Source organism: Nocardia sp. NPDC005978, from assembly GCF_040614455.1.
Lineage (GTDB): Bacteria > Actinomycetota > Actinomycetes > Mycobacteriales > Mycobacteriaceae > Nocardia.
In genome coordinates, this window is sequence record NZ_JBEXUS010000025.1 from 14,978 (window position 1) to 34,967 (window position 19,990).

General features: G+C 70.0%; 21 protein-coding genes. 10 read left to right on the plus strand and 11 right to left on the minus strand.

All coding sequences use genetic code 11. The features are described from left to right. Nucleotides 1–25: 25 nt before the first annotated feature. Both ABZ319_RS14080 and ABZ319_RS14085 read right to left on the minus strand, forming a co-directional pair. Nucleotides 26–1,345, minus strand: coding sequence for an FAD-linked oxidase C-terminal domain-containing protein (locus ABZ319_RS14080; RefSeq protein ID WP_354986852.1), 1,320 nt, complete (start codon nt 1,343–1,345; stop codon nt 26–28). 187 nt (nt 1,346–1,532) lie between these two features. Next, the gene (locus tag ABZ319_RS14085) at nt 1,533–2,048 is read right to left on the minus strand and encodes a DUF1772 domain-containing protein (RefSeq protein ID WP_354986780.1); all 516 of its coding nucleotides are present in this window, start codon (nt 2,046–2,048) and stop codon (nt 1,533–1,535) included. Between the two features lie 112 nt (nt 2,049–2,160). On the opposite strand from ABZ319_RS14085, the gene ABZ319_RS14090 reads away from it, so the two are divergent. Beyond that, nucleotides 2,161–2,751, plus strand: a complete 591-nt coding sequence (locus ABZ319_RS14090) for a TetR/AcrR family transcriptional regulator (RefSeq protein ID WP_354986781.1) — start codon at nt 2,161–2,163, stop codon at nt 2,749–2,751. A 97-nt stretch (nt 2,752–2,848) separates the two neighbouring features. Here the strand turns inward: ABZ319_RS14090 and ABZ319_RS14095 are convergent, their stop codons facing one another. The 3 genes from ABZ319_RS14095 to ABZ319_RS14105 are packed head-to-tail and all read right to left on the minus strand — an operon-like array spanning nt 2,849 to nt 5,705. Continuing rightward, complete coding sequence (locus ABZ319_RS14095) at nt 2,849–4,267, minus strand: NAD(P)(+) transhydrogenase (Re/Si-specific) subunit beta (RefSeq protein ID WP_354986782.1); 1,419 nt, start codon at nt 4,265–4,267, stop codon at nt 2,849–2,851. A gap of 2 nt (nt 4,268–4,269) precedes the next feature. Next, nucleotides 4,270–4,587, minus strand: a complete 318-nt coding sequence (locus ABZ319_RS14100) for an NAD(P) transhydrogenase subunit alpha (RefSeq protein ID WP_354986783.1) — start codon at nt 4,585–4,587, stop codon at nt 4,270–4,272. Then, the gene (locus ABZ319_RS14105; protein WP_354986784.1) at nt 4,587–5,705 is read right to left on the minus strand and encodes a Re/Si-specific NAD(P)(+) transhydrogenase subunit alpha; all 1,119 of its coding nucleotides are present in this window, start codon (nt 5,703–5,705) and stop codon (nt 4,587–4,589) included. Before ABZ319_RS14105 ends, ABZ319_RS14100 begins: the two co-directional genes overlap by 1 nt. Before the next feature lie 328 nt (nt 5,706–6,033). Between ABZ319_RS14105 and ABZ319_RS14110 the strand changes: the two genes are divergently transcribed. The 3 genes from ABZ319_RS14110 to ABZ319_RS14120 are packed head-to-tail and all read left to right on the plus strand — an operon-like array spanning nt 6,034 to nt 7,259. Further along, the gene (locus ABZ319_RS14110) at nt 6,034–6,483 is read left to right on the plus strand and encodes an HIT domain-containing protein (protein WP_354986785.1); all 450 of its coding nucleotides are present in this window, start codon (nt 6,034–6,036) and stop codon (nt 6,481–6,483) included. Further along, nucleotides 6,480–6,614, plus strand: a complete 135-nt coding sequence (locus tag ABZ319_RS14115; RefSeq protein ID WP_354986786.1) for a hypothetical protein — start codon at nt 6,480–6,482, stop codon at nt 6,612–6,614. Before ABZ319_RS14110 ends, ABZ319_RS14115 begins: the two co-directional genes overlap by 4 nt. Before the next feature lie 6 nt (nt 6,615–6,620). Next, complete coding sequence (locus ABZ319_RS14120; RefSeq protein WP_354986787.1) at nt 6,621–7,259, plus strand: Type 1 glutamine amidotransferase-like domain-containing protein; 639 nt, start codon at nt 6,621–6,623, stop codon at nt 7,257–7,259. A gap of 99 nt (nt 7,260–7,358) precedes the next feature. Here ABZ319_RS14120 and ABZ319_RS14125 read toward each other — a convergent pair whose 3' ends face one another. Next, nucleotides 7,359–8,813 carry an MFS transporter gene (locus ABZ319_RS14125; protein WP_354986788.1) on the minus strand — a complete coding sequence of 485 codons (1,455 nt, stop codon included), beginning with the start codon at nt 8,811–8,813 and terminating at the stop codon, nt 7,359–7,361. A gap of 60 nt (nt 8,814–8,873) precedes the next feature. Between ABZ319_RS14125 and ABZ319_RS14130 the strand changes: the two genes are divergently transcribed. Both ABZ319_RS14130 and ABZ319_RS14135 read left to right on the plus strand, forming a co-directional pair. Next, nucleotides 8,874–9,395 carry a MarR family transcriptional regulator gene (locus ABZ319_RS14130; protein WP_354986789.1) on the plus strand — a complete coding sequence of 174 codons (522 nt, stop codon included), beginning with the start codon at nt 8,874–8,876 and terminating at the stop codon, nt 9,393–9,395. 39 nt (nt 9,396–9,434) lie between these two features. Next, complete coding sequence (locus tag ABZ319_RS14135; protein ID WP_354986790.1) at nt 9,435–9,716, plus strand: hypothetical protein; 282 nt, start codon at nt 9,435–9,437, stop codon at nt 9,714–9,716. Here the strand turns inward: ABZ319_RS14135 and ABZ319_RS14140 are convergent. Continuing rightward, nucleotides 9,672–11,045 carry an MFS transporter gene (locus ABZ319_RS14140; protein ID WP_354986791.1) on the minus strand — a complete coding sequence of 458 codons (1,374 nt, stop codon included), beginning with the start codon at nt 11,043–11,045 and terminating at the stop codon, nt 9,672–9,674. The genes ABZ319_RS14135 and ABZ319_RS14140 overlap by 45 nt on opposite strands. A 134-nt stretch (nt 11,046–11,179) precedes the next feature. Next, on the minus strand, nt 11,180–12,064 hold the full coding sequence (locus ABZ319_RS14145) for an NAD(P)H-binding protein (RefSeq protein WP_354986792.1): 885 nt from the start codon (nt 12,062–12,064) through the stop codon (nt 11,180–11,182). 73 nt (nt 12,065–12,137) lie between these two features. Here ABZ319_RS14145 and ABZ319_RS14150 point away from each other — a divergent pair, with 73 nt between their 5' ends. Both ABZ319_RS14150 and ABZ319_RS14155 read left to right on the plus strand, forming a co-directional pair. After that, nucleotides 12,138–13,094 (plus strand): AraC family transcriptional regulator, encoded by a 957-nt coding sequence (locus ABZ319_RS14150; protein ID WP_354986793.1) that lies wholly within the window; start codon nt 12,138–12,140, stop codon nt 13,092–13,094. 343 nt (nt 13,095–13,437) lie between these two features. Beyond that, nucleotides 13,438–13,869, plus strand: a complete 432-nt coding sequence (locus ABZ319_RS14155; RefSeq protein ID WP_354986794.1) for a thioesterase family protein — start codon at nt 13,438–13,440, stop codon at nt 13,867–13,869. A gap of 251 nt (nt 13,870–14,120) precedes the next feature. On the opposite strand, the gene ABZ319_RS14160 is transcribed toward ABZ319_RS14155, so the two are convergent. From ABZ319_RS14160 to pdhA, 3 genes are read right to left on the minus strand one after another with little or no spacing between them, the layout of a single operon-like run. Next, a complete protein-coding gene (locus ABZ319_RS14160) occupies nt 14,121–15,488 on the minus strand; it encodes a dihydrolipoamide acetyltransferase family protein (protein ID WP_354986853.1) in 1,368 nt (455 codons plus the stop codon). A 46-nt stretch (nt 15,489–15,534) separates the two neighbouring features. Then, entirely contained in the window at nt 15,535–16,518 is a 984-nt protein-coding gene (locus ABZ319_RS14165) for an alpha-ketoacid dehydrogenase subunit beta (RefSeq protein ID WP_354986795.1), read from the minus strand. Further along, the gene (gene pdhA, locus ABZ319_RS14170; protein WP_354986796.1) at nt 16,515–17,627 is read right to left on the minus strand and encodes a pyruvate dehydrogenase (acetyl-transferring) E1 component subunit alpha; all 1,113 of its coding nucleotides are present in this window, start codon (nt 17,625–17,627) and stop codon (nt 16,515–16,517) included. The genes ABZ319_RS14165 and pdhA overlap by 4 nt, the downstream gene beginning before the upstream one ends. A 181-nt stretch (nt 17,628–17,808) precedes the next feature. Here pdhA and ABZ319_RS14175 point away from each other — a divergent pair, with 181 nt between their 5' ends. Both ABZ319_RS14175 and ABZ319_RS14180 read left to right on the plus strand, forming a co-directional pair. After that, nucleotides 17,809–18,327: an Lrp/AsnC family transcriptional regulator gene (locus tag ABZ319_RS14175; protein WP_354986797.1), complete on the plus strand. Its 519-nt coding sequence runs from the start codon at nt 17,809–17,811 to the stop codon at nt 18,325–18,327. 153 nt (nt 18,328–18,480) lie between these two features. Continuing rightward, entirely contained in the window at nt 18,481–19,980 is a 1,500-nt protein-coding gene (locus ABZ319_RS14180) for a benzoate/H(+) symporter BenE family transporter (protein WP_354986798.1), read from the plus strand. Nucleotides 19,981–19,990 lie beyond the last annotated feature (10 nt).

Below are 19,990 nucleotides of genomic sequence, written 5' to 3' on the forward strand. Positions count from 1 at the left end.
CGTGCGGATTGTTCCGGCCGGCGGTTCAGAGCACGGCTCCCGGGTTGAGTATCCCGTGCGGATCCAGGGCTTGTTTGATGCGCCGAGTGAGTGCCATCACATCGGGTCCGACCTGATCGGGCAGCCAGTCCTTCTTCAGCCGTCCGACGCCGTGTTCCCCGGTGATGGTGCCGCCCAGCGCGATGGCCAGGTCCATGATCTCGCCGAAGGCCAGTTGGGCGCGCGCGGCTTCGTCGGCGTCGTTGGGGTCGTGCACGATGAGCGGATGGGTGTTGCCGTCGCCCGCGTGCGCGATGACCGAGATGAGCACGCGGCGTTCGCGCGCGATGTCGGCCACGCCGGTGATGAGTTCCCCGAGCCGGGGCAGTGGCACGCCGACGTCCTCGAGCAGTAGCGGTCCCTTGCGCTCCACGGCCGGGATGGCGAAGCGCCGCGCGGCGCAGAAGGCCTCGCCCTCGTCCGGATCGTCGGTGCGGAAAGCCTCGGTGGCACCGGCCTTCTCGCAGGCGGCGAGCATGATGTCCGCTTCGTGTCCGGCGTGTTCACCGGGTGCGTCCGAGCGTGCCACCAGCAATCCCGCCGCGTCCCGGTCCAGGCCCATGCGGAGTTCGTCTTCGACGGCGTTCACCGCGACGGCGTCCATGAATTCGAGCATCGACGGCCGCAGTGCGCCGGTGATGGCGAGAATCGCGTCGGTGGCCGCGGTGAGGGTGGGGAAGGTGGCCACCACCGTCGATTGCGGCGGCTGCGCGGGCAGGAGTCGTAGCGTGAGTTCGGTGATGATGCCGAGTGTGCCCTCGCTGCCCACGAAGAGTTTGGTGAGCGAGAGCCCGGCGGAGTCCTTGAGTCGCGGTCCGCCCAGCCGCACCGCGGTCCCGTCCGCGAGCACCACTTCCATGCCGAGCACGTAATCGGTGGTGACGCCGTACTTCACGCAGCACAGTCCGCCCGCGTTGGTGGCCGCGTTGCCGCCGATCGAGCAGATCTCGAACGAGGACGGGTCCGGCGGATACCACAGTCCGTGCTCGGCCACGGCTCGTTTGACCTCGGCGTTCAGCAGGCCCGGCTGCACGATCGCGGTCCGCGTGACCGCGTCGACGGTGATGTCGCGCATTTTCTCGGTGCTGAGCACGAGCGCCCCGTGCTGCGCGGTGGCTCCGCCGGACAACCCGGTCCCCGCTCCACGCGGCACGATCGGCACGCCCCTTTCCTGCGCCCATCGCACCACGGTCGCAACCTGTTCGGTGGTCAGCGGCCGCACCAGGGCCAGCCCGATCCCGGCGTTCGGGTCGAAGGCCCGGTCCTGCCGGTATCCCGCCAGCACGTCGGGGTCGGTCACGACCATCCCCTCGGGCAGCAGGGATCGCAGCGAATCGAGGTCGACGCCAGAGCTGTTCGGTTCCACCCTCAGAAACTACGTGTATCGCCAGAATCGGGCACCCGATACGGACCGATGTCGCGTTGCGAGTGTCGCTGACCTGCGCGGCGGCGGGCCTGCCACCCGGCCCGATTCGGACATCGGCGCGCCGAGGTCAGGCGGTAACCGGCGCGCGGTGAGCGCCGTCGAGCTGCCGCCCGGCTTTCGCGCTCGCCCGCGGCTGCCACACCGTGAGCGCGGTCATCAGCCCGAACGCCCCGAGTCCGGTCAGCGTGCGCAGCGCGTGGAACAGATCCCAGCGCGCGAGGATCTCGGCGTAGTCGGCGGGCGCACCGGTCAGCGCCCATTCGTTGATCCGGTGATTGATCGGCACATTGCCCAGTCGCGTGATCGCGAACGATGCCGTCACCAGCGCCGTCGCGCTCGCCGCGAGCCGCCGGTCCCGCCCGCGCGCGAGCCATGCGAGCGTGAGACAGCTCAGCGCCGCGGCGGCCATGGTGGCCTGCATGCTGATGCTGTTCATTTTCATGAGTTCGGTGTGGAACTCCAGCCGCATCTGCAGCGGCACCCGGTGGAACGTGGGCGCGAGATTGACCGCGCCGTAGCCGAAAGCCCCGGCGAGCAGTCCGGTGGACAGCAGTGCGACGGTCCGTACGAGTCGATGCGACACGAAATCTCCTGGGGCGCTGACGAAGCGGAGCGCGTGCCGCCGCTGTCGTATAATTCTGACAACGCTGTAAAGGTTAAGCCGCCATCGACAACTTTGACAAGGGTGTAAGAGTTTGTCCGCTGTATCCGAGCCCCGCCGCCGCGCCGATGCCGAGCGCAGTCGCGCCGCCATCCTCGACGCCGCCCTCGCCCTGCTGCCGGATCAGCCCGGCGCGGGCATGTCGGCGATCGCCGCGGCCGCCGGCGTGAGCAGGCAAACCATCTACGCGCACTTCCCCTCTCGCGACGACCTGCGCGTCGCCGTCGCCGATCGCCTCGCCGCCACGACGGCCGCCGCCATGTCCGACGCCGATCTCACCGCGGGCTCGCCCACCGCCGCCCTGCTCCGGGTGCTCGACATCAGCTGGCGCGCTTTCGAAGCCAACACCCCCGTCATGCGCAACCTCGGCCCCGTCGCCCCCAAAGACGGCTACGCCCGCCACATCCCGGTCACCGACCACCTGCTCCCGCTCCTGCGCCGCGGCCTCGACTCCGGCGAATTCACCTGCGCCACAACCCCGGAATGGCTCGCGACCGCCATCGTCTCCGTGGGCGCCGCCGCCAAGCAGGAGGTGAAGACCGGCCGCATGACCCGCCCGGAAGCCGAAGCGGCCCTGCGCGAGAGCGTCCTGCGCCTCGCGGGAGCGCCCGCCCCCGGTACGTGACCCCCACCCGAGTACCAACACCACCCCGCGAACGACGATGGCCCGCACCCCTCATCGGGTGCGGGCCATCGGTTGCCTTGCGGGCGTAGGGAATCCCCTACAGCTGCTTCAGCTCTTCGGTCACCGAGCTGACCGACTTCTTCGCGTCGCCGAACAGCATGGAGGTGGTGTCCGCGTAGAACAGTGGGTTGTCGATGCCGGCGAAGCCGGAGTTCATCGAGCGCTTCAGCACGATGACCGACTTGGCCTTGTCGACGTCCAGCACCGGCATGCCGTAGATCGGCGAGGAGGCGTCCTCGCGCGCAGCCGGGTTGGTGACGTCGTTCGCGCCGATGACCAGGGCGACATCGGTGCGGCTGAACTCGCCGTTGATGTCGTCCATTTCCTTCATGGCGTCGTACGAGACCTCGGCCTCGGCCAGCAGCACGTTCATGTGGCCGGGCATACGACCGGCGACGGGGTGAATCGCGTACTTGACCTCGACGCCCTTGGCCTCGAGCAGCGCCGCCATCTCCTTGACCGCGTGCTGCGCCTGGGCGACGGCCATGCCGTAGCCGGGCACCACGATGACCTGGTTGGCGTAGGCCATCTGGATCGCCGCGTCAGCCGCGGAGGTGGCCTTGGCCTGCTTCTGCTCGCCACCGGCGCCGCTGGGCGCGGTGCCGCCGCCGCCGAAGCCACCGGCCACGATGGCCGGGATCGAGCGGTTCATGGCCTTGGCCATGAGGTTGGTCAGAATGGTGCCGGACGCGCCGACGATCATGCCCGCCACGATCATGGCGGTGTTGTTCAGCGCCAGACCCGCGGCCGCGGCCGACAGGCCGGTGAGCGCGTTGAGCAGCGAGATCACGACCGGCATGTCCGCGCCGCCGATGGGCAGCACGACCATCAGGCCGAGAATGCCCGCGAGCACGAGCACCAGGATCATCCAGTACTGCGGCACACCGTCTTTGGTCGCGCCGATGCCGATGACCACCGCGCCGGCGATAGCGCCGAGCAGCAGCAGCAGGTTCAGCGGCTGCTGCAGCTTGCCGATGCCGATCGGGCGGCCCGGCAGGGTCTCCTGCAGCTTCAGGAACGCGATGATCGAGCCCCAGAAGGAGATCGAGCCGATGATGGCCGCGAAGAGCGAGCCGATCACGATGTGCACGGTCGGCTCTTCGCCGTGCTTGAACGCGGAAAAGCCGGTGGTGTCGATGAATTCGGCCCACGCGATGAGCGCCACGGTGCCACCGCCGACGCCGTTGAACGCGGCGACCAGCTGGGGCATGGCGGTCATCTTGGTGAAGCGGGCCGGGGGCACGCCCAGGCCGATGCCGACCACGAGACCGGCGACGATGATGATCCAGTTGCTGGTGTCGCGAATCGAGATGAAGGTCGCGATGACCGCGATGACCATGCCGATCGCGGCGATCCAGTTGCCGCGCACCGCCGTCTTCGGGCCCGTCAGGCCCATGAGGCCGTAGATGAAGAGCGCGAACGAGACGATGTAGAGAATATTGACGAGATTGTCCATGGCTACTTACCGGCCTTCTCGGTCGCGGCGGGCTTCTTGGCCTTGAACATGCCGAGCATGCGGTCGGTGACCACGAAGCCACCGACCACGTTCAGCGTGCCGAAGACGACCGCGACGAACAGGATGATCTGCATGAGGATCGAGGGGTCCTCGACCTTGCCGAACACCACGAGCGCGCCGAGCACGACGATGCCGTGAATGGCGTTGGTGCCCGACATCAGCGGTGTGTGCAAGGTGTTGGGCACCTTGGAGATGACGGCGAAGCCGACGAACCCGGATAGCACCAGGATCGCGATGTTCGCGAGAAGTTCGGTGTACATCAGGCTTCCTTCTCACGCGTGACGCAGGAGTCGGCCAGCACCTGATCGCTGAAATCGGGGGCCAGGGCGCCGTCCTTCAGCATCAGTTCCAGCAGGGCCGAAATGTTCTTGGAGTACAGCTCCGAGGCGTGCTCGGGCATGGTCGCCGGCAGGTTCAGCGGCGAGCAGATCGTGACGCCGTGGCGCACAACGGTTTTGCCGGGCTCGGTGAGCTCGCAGTTGCCGCCGGTCTCGCCCGCCATGTCGATGATGACGCTGCCGGGCTTCATGCCCTCGACGGCGGCGGCGGTGACCAGGCGCGGTGCGGGACGACCCGGAACGAGCGCGGTGGTGACGACCACGTCGAATCCCTTGATGGCGTTCTCCAGCGCGGCCTGCTGCTGCTCTTTCTCCTCGTCGGTGAGTTCGCGGGCGTACCCGCCCTCACCGGCGGCGTCGATGCCGAGGTCGAGCCACTGCGCGCCGACCGAGCGCACCTGATCGGCGACCTCGGGACGGACGTCGTAGCCGGTGGTCCGGCCGCCGAGGCGCTTGGCGGTGGCCAGGGACTGCAGTCCGGCCACGCCGACGCCGAGCACGAGCACGGTCGCGGGCTTCACGGTGCCCGCGGCGGTGGTGAGCATCGGGAAGAAGCGCGTCGATTCCGACGCGGCCAGCAGCACGGCCTTGTAGCCGGCGACGTTGGCCTGCGAGGACAGCGCGTCCATGACCTGGGCGCGGGAGATACGCGGAATCGCCTCGACGGCGAACGCCTGGACGCCGGCCGCCTTGAGGGCACCGATCTTGGTGTCGGCGTTGCGGGGCGCGAGGAAGCCGATGAGGGTCTGCCCGCTGGAGAGCTTGGCGATCTCGGCGTCGTTCGGCGGCGCGACCTTGACGATCACATCGGCCGACCACGGATCGCCCACGGTGGCGCCCGCTTCGACGTAAGCTTCATCCGGGATGAGCGCGCCCAGTCCGGCCCCGGCCTCGACGATCACTTCCACGCCCTGCTTCAGCAGGGAGGGAATGATCTTCGGCACCAATGCGACGCGGCGTTCGTCCGAGTTCGTCTCTCGAACCACGCCGACGCGTGCACCGCGGGGCGCAGCCGTCTGTGCGCTCTGCGTTGTGTCCACTGTCAATCTTCCTTCTCGATGATGAACCGGGACCATCGTTGTGCAGGTGATGGGCCGGTCACCGGTCCAAACGGTGAGGCCGAACTTACTGACAAGTAAGTTCGTGAGAATTCTCGCAACTGTACCTGGTCCGGCGTGAGCGTAGCGGAGATAGCGATCACATGGTGTTGCTAGAAACGCTCACCCGGCAATCGTCCGCAAGCCCGCTACCGGCCACAAGTACGCACGACGGTGTTTGCTACTTACTGGTAGGTGTGTTTCCAGTTGGGGCGAACGGTGTCTGCGAATGGGGTGTCGCGGCTCACTCGTACGCCGTAATGTCTGGCGGGTGAGTGGCTGTATCTTCTGCCGGATCGTGGCGGGGTCCGATCCCGCGACCAAGATATTCGAAGACGACCTCCTGCTGGCGTTCCTCGACATCCGGCCCATCACGCGGGGGCACACGCTGGTGATCCCCAAGTCGCACGCGACCGACCTGACCGAGCTCGACCCCGCGCTGGGCGCGAAGGTGTTCGAATTCGGGCATCGGCTCGCGAAAGCGGTGCGCCGCAGCGATCTCGGGGCCGACGGCGCCAATCTGGTGCTCAACGACGGCAAGGCCGCCTTCCAGACCGTGCATCACGTGCACCTGCACGTCGTGCCCCGGCGCAAGGGCGACACCCTGACGTTCGCGAAGGGTTTCGTCATGCGCCGCCCGCACGACAGGGAGGCCACCGCCGCGGCCATCCGGGCGGGGCTGGAGCGGCTGACCGCGGAGGAAAGGGAAACCAGCGCATGACCGACACGGTGCCCGACCACACCCTCCGCGCGGCCACCGCGCCCGGCCAGTGGGACGCCGGCACCCGGCCAGTGGACGGGCGCCGCCCGCGGCGCAATGCCCTGGTCCGCGGCCTCGACAGCGCCTGCTGAGGCCCGGTGCGACTCTTTCTGTCCAGCTATCGGTTCGGCGCGCACGCCGATCGGCTGCTCGCCATGATCGGTGAGCCCGGCCGGGTGGCGGTCATCGCCAATGCCTGCGACGCCTGGCCCTCGGCCTGGCAGAGCGCGGTCACGAGTGATCTGTTTCCGTTGCGCCGCATGGGCTTCGCGCCCGAGGTGGTGGACCTGCGCGAATACGTCGGCCGAGCCGCGGCCCTGGAGCGCACGCTGACCGGGTTCCCCCTGGTGTGGGTGCGTGGCGGCAACACTTTCGTGCTGCGCGCCCAATTCGCCCGCAGCGGAGCCGATGTCGTCCTGACCCGCCTGCTCGAGCGCGACGCGCTGGTCTACGCCGGCTACAGCGCGGGCGCGTGCGTCATGACCCCGGACCTGCACGGCCTGGAGTCCATGGACGATCCGGGGGAGGTGCGCACGGCCTGCGGGGTGGAGCCGCGCTGGGACGGACTGGGCCTGGTGGACCGGCCGATCGTTCCGCACCTGGATTCGCCCACGGATCCGGACGGGCTGTCCCGCAAGCTGGTTCGCGACTATCTGGCCGCCGGCACACCGCACTGGGCGCTGACCGACGATCACGTGGTCGTGGTGGACGGTGAACGCACCGAGGTGCTGACCTAGATCGCATCGGAGTCTCGGTCCGGGCCGGCGGCGCGGGTTCGGCCCGGCCCGGACGAATGGGCGCGTGCCCGGTCGATGACCGCGCACGCACCGTGACCGCTACTCGCCCTTGTGCCGCAGTCCGTGTCCGAGCGCCACGGCCGAGGCCGCGAACGCGCCGATCGACAGCACCGCGAAGCTCGCCACGTAGGCGCCGACGCTGGGCGCGTGGGTGCCCGCCATGACGTGCGCGGAAAGGATGGACGCGGTGACCGCGCCCGCGATGCTGCCGCCGGCGGTGCGCACCAGGGAGTTGATGCCCGAGGCGATGCCGCTCTCGCTCATGGCCACGTGCTGCACCGCGAGGGTGCCCAGGGCCGCGTACCCGATGCCGAACCCGGTGCCCTGCAGGACATTCGCGATGATCATGTCGTAGCCGTGATCGTGCGAGAAGGTCAGCCAGCCCATCGAGAGTCCGGCGAAGGCCGAGCCGATGGCCAGGGTGTACGCCGGGCCGATCTTGGCGGCGATGCGGCCGGTGCGGAAGGAGAAGAAGGTCATCAGCGCCGAGCTGGGGATGCCGTACAGGCCCACCGCGAGCACGGAACCGGACAGGCCGTAGCCGACCTTGTCGGCGGGGGTCTGGATGAAATTCGAGATGAGCGTGAAGGATCCGAACATCGAGAAGCCCAGCAGCGCCGAGGCCAGGTTCGCCGAGAGCGACTGCGGGCCGACCAGCAGTTGCAGGCGCACCAGCGGCTGCTCCACCTTCAACTCGACGAACACCCAGATCACCGCGAGCACGATGGCCGCGCCGAACAGTGCCAGCACCGAGCCCGAACCCCAGCCCCAGCGCGGGCCCTCGCTGATCGCGAGCAGCAGCGAGACGAGCAGTCCGGCGAGCAGGGCCGCGCCGATGTAGTCGGGCTTGCCGCCGTGTCGCACGCCGTTGTTCTTGGCGCTCACCTGGATCAGGACGGTGGCGACCACGCCGAGGGCGGCGGTCAGCCAGAACACCGGGTGCGGATCGGTGGTGTGATCGGCGATGACGCCGGTGATGAGCAGGCCGACGGTGCCGCCGACGCCCATGGTGCCGGACACGACGCCGATCGCGCCGACCAGTCGCTCCCGCGGGAACGTGTCGCGAATGATGCCGATGGCCAGCGGGATCATGGCCGCCGAGATGCCCTGGAGTGACCGGCCGACGATGTAGACGCCGAGCGTCGTGGCGAAGGCGCAGATCACCGACCCCGCGATGAGCACGCCCATCGTGATCATGACCATGGGCTTCTTGCCGTACATGTCGCCGAAGCGCGCGAGCAGGGGAGTGGCGACCGCGCCGGTGAGCAGCGAGGCGGTGAACAGCCACGTGACGCCGGCGACGTCGGTGTTCAGCTGCACGATCATGCGCGGCAGCAGCGGGATGACCACGGTCTGCTGCAGCGAGACGACCAGACCGGCCGCGCACAGCGCGAGCAGGGTCAGGCCGAGATGCGCCGGCTGCTTGTCCGGGACGGGGTTCGTCGCGGCAGCGGGGATGCTCCCACCGCCCTGACCGACTGCGGTCGAAGTCATGCCTGATCCTTTTTGTATTACTTACCAAAATTAAGTAAATGGGTTTCGTAAGATAACCACATGCCGCCGCCGGAAGCCATCTCCCCCCACGAGGTTGACGAGGGTCACATCGTGGAACTCGAGCGTGCGCTGGCCCGCGTCGCCTATCTGCTGACCCGGGTCCGCCGCCACGACCGGGCCATGCACGAGTGCGGCCTCACCATGGATCGCGCCAGCGTCCCGCTGCTGCGCGTGCTCGTCGACGCCGAGGAGCCCATGCGCCTGGGTGAACTCGCCACCCGCCTGGATGTGGAGGCTCCGCACGTGAGCCGCCAGATCCAGCGCCTGGAGAAGTCCGGCCACGTAGAACGGGTCCCCGATCCGGACGACCGCCGCGCCCAGCGCGTACGCCCCACCCCCAAGGCCCGCGAGGCCGTGGAGGCGATCCGCGTGGTCCTGCGCGGCTGGATGCGAGAAGCCCTGTCCGACTGGACTTCCGAGGATCTGAAGGCCCTGGCCGTTCTCAACCACCGGATGGTCGACGACTTCCTCGACCACGCGGAACAGATCGGCGACCTGACCCCGGCCGTCCGCCCCCGCTGACCCGCTCCACCGCGGGGCGAGTGCGGCTACGGTCGGATCGTGAGAAGTGCGCCGCGCGTGGCCGATCGGATCGTGCCGACGCTGGTGATCGTGGTCGGCGTCGCGGTGTTCGCGGTGTTTCTCGTGGCGAGCCTGGGCATCCTCGGGCTGATCGTCGGCCCCTCGCACCCGGATTGCGCGAGGCTGCCCACCGAGGTGGGGCCCTGTGGGATAGGGGAGAAGTTCCGGGTCTTCAGCTATCTGGCGGTGCCGATCTGGTTGCTCACAGCCGTGTCCCTACTTCTGCTCCTGTCCGGAATTCGACTGATTCGCCGGCGCTGATCCGGCGACCGCGCGAGCGCCCCAGCCGCACAGCAGTAGTGCGAGCAGCGGGACGACCATCGCGGTGGTGAGGGGCACCAGCTGGGTGAGCCAGCCGATGATCGCGGGGCCGGCGAGCAGGCCCACGTAGCCGAGGCCGAAGACGCGGGACATGTCGGTCGCGGATGTGGACGAGCCGAGATTGCCCGCGGCGGTGAAGACCTGGGGGACGCCGCCCGCGAGGCCGATGCCGCACAGGGCCCAGCCGAGGATGGTCAGGGGGAGCCAGCCGGACAGGGTGATCAGCGCGAATCCTGCTGCGGCCAGCAGGGTTCCCCAGCGCAGGACCGCCACCGGGCCGAACCGGCCGGCGACCCGGTCCGCGCCGAAACGGCCCGCGGTCATGGTCGCGGAGAAGGCGGCGAAGGCCAGGCCCGCCGTGCCGACCTCCACGTCGAGGCGGTCCCGCAATTGCAGCGCGCTCCAATCCGCCGCCACCCCTTCGGCCATGAGCAGCACGAAGGCTATGCCGCCCAGCGCCAGTACCTTGCGGGTCGCGCTCGCGCGCCCGGCCGAAGCGCGGCCGCCGGGCCCGGCCGAGGCGTGCTCGACCTGCCCACCCGCCGCGATCCCCGGGCCGTCCGGGTCCGTGCCGTCCCGCGTCGTCGCGTCCGCCGCCCCCGCGGTGTCCAGGGTGGCCCCGGCCGCCGCGGAGCCGGGCGGGATGTCCGGTACGGGCTCGGTCCGCTGTGCGCCAGGGGAATTCGACGCGGCGGGGGTGCCGGCCAGCAGGCGCGGCGCGCACACCGCGACCATGACGAGGCCGAACCCCGACGCCGCCAGGAACGTGGTGTGGATGTTCCAATCGGCTCGCTGTGCGGCAGCCCCCGCGAGCGAGCCCGCCAGCCCGCCGAGCGAGAACAGGGCGTGGAACGCCGCCATGATCGGGCGGGAGTAGGCGCGTTCCACCTGCACGGCCTGCGCGTTCATCGACACGTCGAGCATGCCGTTGCCGAAACCGTAGGCCACCAGGGCGAGTGCGAGGGTCAGCGGTGAGGTGGCGAACGCCAGGCCGGGCAGGGTCAGGGACAGCAGGGTGGCCGCGGTGGCGGTGAGGGTGCGGCTGCCCAGTCGGTCGGCGAGTGGTCCGGCGGTCTGCATGCCCACGATGGCGCTGGCGGCCATCAGCAGGATGAGCATGCCCAGCAGGCTGTGCGAGACGCCCGTGCGTTCGGAGACCGCCGGAATGTGCACGATCCAGATGGCCGAGAGCAGACCGTTCAGCCCGAACACCACGAACAGCGCGGCGCGTGCGATTCGAATCGGGGGAGCGGGCGACGCAGCGACCATTGGTACGACGCTACCGGCACAACCGGCAGCTCCCCGTGACCCCGGCGATCGCGGCTTCGTCGACACTCCCGGCCGGGCTTCGAATCAGGACCGGATCCGGGTTCCGAATCCGATGAACTACAACCTGTTTCGTCTCAATTGTAGGCCCGGGCACCGACAGATCTACCCCGCTCTGTGACCGAGAAGACACCGGAAACCGCCACGTCGCGGGCATACTCGGCGAAATCCCGCGGTTCGCGGCCCAGCGCCCGGCGCACCCCGTCCGCGGGCCGGGAGTTCCGCCCGTCCAGCAGCACCCCGAACAGATAGTCCAGCAGGCTGATCTCCGCGCCCGGCACGCCGCGCATGCTCAGCGCCGCAATGTAATCCAGGCGCGAGACGGAGGTGAACGACAACTCTCGCCCGCATGCCGCGCCGAGCTCGGCCACCGCCTCGGCGAAGGACAGCGCGCGCGGGCCGGTCAGCTCGTACACCTGCCCCCCGTGCCCGGCCGCGGTCAGCGCCGCCACCGCCACGTCGGCGATGTCGTCCGCGTGCACGAAGGGTTCGGGCACCGGCCCCGCGGGCAACGTCAGTGTCCCGGTGCGCAATTCGCCGGCGAAGATGCCCTCGCTGAAGTTCTGGGCGAAGAACGCGCAGCGCGCGATGGTCCACTCCGGACCCGAATCGCGCACGATCTCTTCGCATTCCAGCGCCTCGGGTTCGGCCCGCCCGGACAGCATGACCACCCGCCGCACCCCGGCCGCGGCGGCTCGCGCGGTGAACGTCTCGAGCGCCGCGGTCGCGCCCGGCATCGCCAGGTCCGGTGCGTAGGCGAGGTAGACAGCGTGCATCCCGTCCAGCGCCGCCGCCCAGGTGCCCCGGTCGTTCCAGTCGAAGGGCGGCTCGCCGTGGCGCGACCCCGCGCGCACCGGAACCCCGAGCGCGGTCAGCCGGGTGCGCACCCGGCTCCCGGTCTTGCCGTTCGCGCCCAGCACGAGAACGGCATTCGTGCTGCTGGGGGAGTCTTTATCGGTCATGGCACCAGTACATCGAGAAGCCCTGAGACTGAACATGGTTGAGAAGCGCCCGCACATTTGCCATCGTCTTGGTATGGATGCGTTGGCCAGCTTGCTCGAAGGACCACGCGCGCGGGCCGCGTTCGTCATGCGATCGTCCTTCGACCCGCCCTGGTCCCTGCGGATCCGGGACGAAGCCCCGCTCACCCTGGTGGCCATGGTGCGCGGCGGCGGCTGGATCGTGCCGGATTCCAAGGGCGGCAAGCAGATCGCGCCCCGCCGGTTGCGCGAGGGCGACATCGCGATCTTCCGCGGTCCGGACCACTACACCGTCGCCGACGACCCGGAGACCGAGCCGCAGGTGATCATTCACCCCGGTCAGATCACCACCACCCCCGACGGCGAGGTGCTCTGCGAGACCCTGAGCCTGGGCATGCGCAGCTGGGGAACCAGCGCCACCGCCGCGAACGTGCTGGTCACCGGCACCTACGAACAGGAGTCCGCGGCCAGTCGCCGGCTGCTGCGCGCGTTGCCGCCCATCGCGGTGCTGGGCCGCGACGAGGTCGACACCCGGGTGCTGGACCTGCTGGTGGAGGAGGCCGCCAAGGATCTGCCCGCCCAGGGGGCCATGCTGGACCGCCTGCTCGACCTGCTGCTCATCGCCACACTGCGGGCCTGGTTCTCCCGGGCCGACGCCCCCGCCTGGTATCACGCCTACGCCGATCCGCTGGTGGGCAAGGCGCTGCGGCTCATGCAGCACAATCCCGCCCACGGCTGGACCGTGGCGTCGCTGGCCGCCGAGGTGGGCGTCTCCCGCGCGGCCCTGGCGCGCCGCTTCACCGAATTGGTCGGCGAGCCCCCGATGGCCTTCCTGACCGATTGGCGCCTGGCGCTGGCCGCGGATCTACTGCACGAATCCGACGCCACCCTGGAATCGATTGCCCGCCGGGTCGGCTACGGCAGCGCCTTCGCCCTCAGCACCGCCTTCAAACGCCACCACGGCATCAGCCCGCGCGATCACCGCAACGCCACCGATCAGCGCACCGCCTGAGTGTCCGACTGTCTGCCCGGATCGTGCCGCGGTTCGCCACGACTCGGGAGCGGGTCGGTGACGACTCGGCCCCGAGCGTGATTCAGCGCGTCGAGCAGGGCCGATCCCGGCGGTTTCGGCCGGGATCCCGGCGGTGCGCGGCAGGATCTCTCCTGTTCACCGTCGGTGGCCGTGAGGCTCTGGCCGAGCCGGCCGTCTGATCTCGCAGCACCGCGCGGCCGCGAAGCCGCGCCGACTTCGGCGAGGTCGGGGCCGGCCCGTCGGCCCGGCACACCGTGAGGGGCGCGCCTCGGCCCGAACCCCGCCGTATCGCCCGGCGCGGAAATCCCCTACCGTCCGTGGGGTGACGGATGAGCGATACCCGGTGCTCTGGCCGGTGCCGACCCGCTGGGCGGACAACGACCACTACGGCCACGTGAACAACGTGACCTACTACAGCTACTTCGATACCGCGGTGAACGCGTGGCTCATCCACGCGACCGGAACCGATATCCGGGATCTGCCCGCCATCGGCGTGGTGGCGCAGACCTCGTGCAAGTTCGTCGGATCGATCAGCTTCCCGGATCAGCTCCGCGTGGGCATTCGCATCGCGCGCCTGGGCAATTCGAGCATCAATTACGACCTGGCCATCTTCCGGGAGGCTGGCGGGACGCTGGAGCTCGCGGCCACCGGCACCTTCGTGCACGTCTACGTCGACGAGGTCACTCGCAAGCCGGTGCCGATCCCCGCGGTCATCCGCGAAGCCGCCGAACCCCTCGTGGTCACCTACTCCTAGCCCGGCTCGGCACGCCCGGCGGCTGCGTCGGGCCGGTAGTCGAGTCGCCACGCATCCTGCGAGTCGCGCGTTCGCCGGGGCATCGGCGGCCTGCCTGCCGCCGAGACCTCGGATGCCGGGACGGGCGCGCTGCCCACGTCCTCGCGGTTGCCCGAGCGGATGACCCGCTCGAATCGGCTGCTCGTCCGGTCGTGGATCCGGCGGTGGCGGCTACGCAGCCGCCGCCACCGCCGTGCCCCCGGGTCGCGCGTCTACACGCGACCCAGCAGCGTGAGCGGATCCTCCAGCAGCGCGGCGACGGCCGCCAGGAACCGCGACCCCTGTTCGCCGTCGATCATGCGGTGGTCGAAGCTCATGCCGAGCGTGGTCACCCAGCGCACGGCGAGCTCGTCCCGGTGCACCCAGGCCCGTTTGCGGATGGAACCCAGGCACAGGATCGCCGCCTCGCCCGGATTGACCAGCGGCACACCGGCATCCACACCGAACACCCCGACATTCGAGATCGTGAAGGTGCCCCCGGTGAGATCGGCCGGGGTGGCCGTACCGGACCGCGCCAGCTCCGCGACCCGGCCGATGTCCTGGCACAGATCCCGCAGGCTCAGGGCCTGTGCCTCTTTGAGATTGGGCACCAGCAGCCCGCGCGCGGTGGCCACCGCGATGCCGAGATTGACGTAGTGCTTGGTGACGATCTCCTGATCGCCCTCGTTCCAGGTGGCGTTCAGCTCCGGGAATTCGCTCAGCGCGACCAGCGTCGCCTTGGCGACCAGCGCCAGGGGGGTGAGAGTGAGCCCGGCGAAGGTGGGGGTCGCGCGCAGGTGATCGAGCAATTCCATCGACCCGGTGAAATCGGTGGTGACGAAGGCGCTGGCCTGTGGAATGTGCTGTGCGCTGGCCACCATGGCCGCCGCCGTGCGCTTGCGGACACCGGTGATGGGGGTGCGGGTTTCGCGCTCGCTGGGCTGCCTGCCCGGGCCCGCGTCCGGGTTGGGCGGCGTGCCGGGCGGCGCGGTGTGGATCGGAATATGTTCCGCGCCGGGGCTTTGCGCGCGACCGCCGCGCAGATCCCGCGCGGTCACCGCGCCCCCGGGACCGCTCCCGGCGACCGCGCCCAGATCGACCCCGGATTCGCGGGCCAGCCGGCGCGCGCCGGGGGTGGCCGCGGGCCGGCGGCGGGCCAGACCCTCGTGACCGGTGTCCGGGCCGGAAGCGCCGGTCCCGGTCGCGGCGGTACGGCCCCGGCGCGAGACGGGTTCGCTGTCGGGTCCGTAGCCGACCAGCACGGCCTGGCGGCCGCTCGCCTGTTGCGGCGCAGCGGAATCCGGGACTCCCGCGTCGGCGGCCCCGGAATCCGCGGGGGTCCCGGTCGCCGGCGAGGCCCCGGCTTCGACCGCCGTCCCGATCCGGATCAACCCGGCCCCCACCGGCACGGTCTCACCGGGCTGCGCGAGCAGCTCCAGCACCGTGCCGGCGTACGGACTCGGTAGCGCCACCTGAGCTTTCGCCGTCTCGACCTCGGCGATGACCTGGTTCAGTTCCACCGCGTCGCCGACTCGCACCGCCCACGACACCAATTCGGCATCGGCCAATCCCTCACCGAGATCGGGCAATTGGAATTCCATGACCTGACGCTGTTCTTCCACCGAGCTTCCTCCGAAGGCATGACCGTTAGGCGGCGAGCGTGCGATCGACCGCGGCGAGAATGCGGTCGGGGTCGGGCAGGTGGTGCCGTTCGAGCTTAGCGGGGGGATAGGGGATGTCGAAGCCGCCGACCCGCATAACCGGAGCTTCCAATTCATAGAAGCAGCTTTCGGTCACGCGCGCCGCGATTTCCGCGCCGAGACCGCCGAATACCGGCGCTTCGTGGACCACGACCAAACGACCGGTTTTGCGGACGGAGGTCTCGATGGTGTCGAAATCGATCGGCGACAGGCTGCGCAGATCGATCACCTCGAGCGAATGTCCCTCCGCCGCCGCGATATCGGCCGCGCTCAGCGCCGTGGCGACGGTGCCGCCGTAGGCGACCACCGTGGCATCGTCCCCGGTGACGCAGACGCGGGCCCGGTCCAGGGCCAATCCGCCGTCGCGATCGAGCTGCGCGAAGTCGACCTCGGCCTTGTCCCAGTACCGCCGTTTCGGCTCGAAGAACACCACCGGATCGTCCAGTGCGATCGCCTGGCGGATCATCAGGTACGCGTCGGCTGGATTGCTCGGCGACACCACCCGTAATCCAGCGGTGTGCGCGAAATAGGCTTCGGGAGATTCGGAATGGTGTTCGACCGACCCGATGCCGCCGCCGAACGGAATGCGAATGGTGATGGGCGCGGTCACTTTTCCCCGTGTGCGATAGTGGATTTTCGCCACCTGGCACACGATCTGGTCGAAAGCCGGATACACGAATCCGTCGAACTGTATTTCGCACACCGGGCGCAGCCCGCGCAGCGCCATTCCGAAAGCTGTTCCGATGATGCCGGATTCGGCCAGCGGCGTATCGATCACCCGGTTGTTGCCGAAGTCCTTCTGCAAGGTGTCGGTGACCCGGAAGACACCGCCCAGCCTGCCGATGTCCTCGCCCATGAGCAGGACCTTCGGATCGTCCTCGAGTGCCCGGCGCATTCCGAGGTTGATCGCTCCCGCGAAGGTGGTCTTCATGACCGGACTCCCTCCAGATAGGCAGCGTACTCGGCACTTTCGCGTTCGATCAGGGGGTGCGGGGTGGCGTACACGTGCTCGAACAGCGCACTCGGCTCCGGATCCGCCATGCCGAGGGTGGCGCTGCGCAGGCGGGCGGCCACCGCGTCGGCGGTCACCGTGACCTCCTGTGCGAAATCGCTGTCCCACAGCCCTTCTCGCTCCAGCAGCCGGTGCATCCGGTCGATCGGGTCGCGCCGGCGCCACAGCTCGATCTCCGCGGCCGCGCGGTAGCGGGTCGGATCGTCGGCGGTGGTGTGCGGGCCCATGCGATAGGTGATGGCCTCGATGAACGACGGGCCGCCGCCCGAACGCGCGCGCACGATCGCCTGCCGCGTCACGGCCAGGACCGCGAGGGCGTCGTTGCCGTCCACCTGCACCGCGGGAATCCCGTAGCCGGCGGCGCGGCGGGCGATCGGGGTGGCGCTCTGCACCCGCACCGGCGCGCTGATGGCCCAGTGATTGTTCTGGCAGAAGAACACCACCGGCGCGCCCCAGGACGCGGCGAAGCCGAGCGCCTCGGCGATGTCGCCCTGACTGGTCGCGCCGTCTCCGAAGTAGGCGATGGTGGCGATCTCCGCGCCCTCGAGCTGCGCGGCGTAGGCGTAGCCGGTGGCATGCAGGCCCTGCGCGCCGACCACGATGGCCGGATTGGTGATCTTGACCGCGTCCGGGTCCCAGCAGGAGTGCGCCACCCCGCGCCACAGGGTGGTCATCTCCTCGGGCGGTACACCGCGGCAGTAGGCGACCCCGGCCTCGCGGTAGCTGCAGAACGCGTAGTCGTCCGGGTGCAGGGCGTGCGCGGAGCCGATCTGGGCGGCTTCCTGGCCGAGCAGCGGGGGCCACAGGCCCAACTGGCCCTGTCGTTGCAGGGCGGTGGCCTCGGTGTCGATCCGCCGGGCGACGACCATGTCGGTGTACAGCGCGCGCAGGCGGTCACCGCCGATGTCGGCGACGAGCGGGGCGTGTACCCGGTCGTGGACGCGGCGTCCGTCGGGCTGGACGAGCTGCACCGGGTAGGGGATCTTCTCGACGTCGGCTCGTGTGGCAGGGATGCGCTGTTCGGGCATCGATATCGCCTCCTCGGAACACCGGGTACACCGTGGGCGCCGGGGGATCGTGTCCGGATCGGCGGCGGTGTGTGGCCTGTACCACACAGCATCCTCCGCTTGGCGATATGCGCAAGTACCAAGGTCAAAACTGAGCAGAATGCGCGGTTGTGACCCCAACCGGCGTGTCATACTGCCTCCCATGAGCAGCAGGGAACCCTTCACCGGCCCGCTCGACGCCACCGACGCCCGGCTGTTGCTGGAGCTGGTGGGCAACCCGCGCGCCACCGGCGTGGAACTCGCGGCCAGACTGGGGATGTCCCGGAACACCGTGCAGGCCAGGCTGACTCGCTGGGAAGCGGCGGGCGTCCTGGCCAGCGTCGAACGCCGCGTCGAGCCCCGCGCCCTCGGCTACCCCCTGGCGGCCTTCGTCGCCGTGGTGGCCGATCAGCACCGCCTGGACCCGCTCGTCGCCGCCCTGTCCGAGATCCCCGAGGTCACCGAGGTCTGCGGAACCACGGGCGCGACCGACCTGATCGTCCGCGTGGTGGCGGCGGACGCCGACGACCTCTACCGCATCGCCGGCCGGATCCTGGAGATCCCCGGCGTGGAACGCACCACCATGTCCCTGGTCATCCGCTCCCTGGTCGGCCCCCGCACCACCCCGCTGCTCGAACGCCTCGCCGGCGCCAACGGCGTCGCCGGGTTCGAATCCGACTGAACCCCGGACGAATTCGAACCCGATACCGGATCGCGGGGTCTCTCGGCTCCGACCGTGTCCTTCCGTGGCCGACGCGCGCCACCTCGGGATTTCAGTCCAGTTTCGGTCGATTGGCCACTGACCACGCCCCGACTGGACCGGGACTATGACCTGATGGGCACTTCCACCGGAACCGGCAGACCGTCCGACCGCACCGGGTCGGACGGCGCCGGGCCCGATGGCGTCGCGGCCCCGGGCACCACCGGTGACCTCGCCGTAGTCGGCGCACCCGGTGCGGAGAACTCGCCGGCCGGTTCGGTCGTGCGTGCCGCGGATTCCGGGCAGGCCGCGGCTGGGCCGCCGCTCTCCGATGCCGATGTGCCCGCGGTGTCCGGCGCTACAGCAGCAGCGGACCCGGCCGCCCGGCCCGGAGCACTGCCGCACGACCCCGGCCGGGTTCCGGCGGCCGACCCCGGGGTGGGGCAGCCGATCGGGGCCGGAATCGTCACCGCCCTGGTGGGATTCACGAGTTCGTTCGCGGTGGTGCTGGCCGGGTTGACGGCCATGGGAGCCACCGCGGCGCAAGCGGCGTCGGGGTTGCTGGCGGTGTCGGTGACGATGGGCGCGGGAATCCTCGTGCTGAGTCTGCGGTTTCGGATGCCCATCACCCTCGCCTGGTCGACGCCCGGGGCCGCGCTGCTGGCGAGCACCGGGGCGGTGACGGGCGGGTGGCCCGCGGCCGTGGGCGCGTTCGTGGTGACGGGATTGCTGATCGTGCTGACCGGATTCTGGCAGCGCCTGGGCGCGCTCATCGCCGCCATCCCGGTCGAGATCGCGCAGGCCATGCTCGCGGGCGTGCTGCTGCCGCTGTGCATCGCGCCGATGAAGGCCCTGGCGGTCAGCCCGGCGGTGGTGGGCCCGGTCATCCTCACCTGGCTGGTGTTGCAGCGGTACGCGGCGCGGTGGGCCGTGCTCGCCGCCTTCGCGGTCGCGGCGATCGGCGCGGGCATCGACATCGCGGTGACCCATCGCGGCGTCGACGTCGCGGCCATGGCACCGCGGCTGGAATTGACCGTGCCGCACTGGAGTTGGCAGGCGCTGATCGGCGTCGCGGTCCCGCTGTACGTGGTGACCATGGCGGCGCAGAACATTCCGGGCACCGCGGTCATGAGTTCGTTCGGCTACCGCGTGCCGTGGCGCGCGGCCATGACGGTCACCGGTCTGGGCACCGTGCTCGGTGCGCCCGCGGGCGGGTACGCCATCAACCTGGCCGCCATCAGCGCCGCACTGTCCGCGGCCCCGGCCGCACACCCCGATCCCCGGCGCCGCTGGATCGCCGCCGCCACCGCGGGTGTCACCTACCTGCTGCTGGCCCTGGCCTCGGGCGCGCTCGTCGCGCTGGTCGCCGCCGCCCCGCCCGGCGTCCTGGAAACCGTTGCGGGCCTTGCCCTCATCGCCACGCTGGCGGGCGCGCTCACCGCCGCCCTGGCCCCGCCGGAGCACCGCCTCGCGGCGGCCTTCACCTTCATGACCGCCGCCTCCGGCATCGGCCTGCTCGGCATCGGCGCGGCGTTCTGGGCGCTGGCCGCGGGCCTGCTGGTGCGCTGGTTCCTGAATCCGCGCGAACCGGTCGCATCGGCCGCGCCGAGTGCGAGTGTGAACCCCGCTCAGTAGGGTGAGGGTG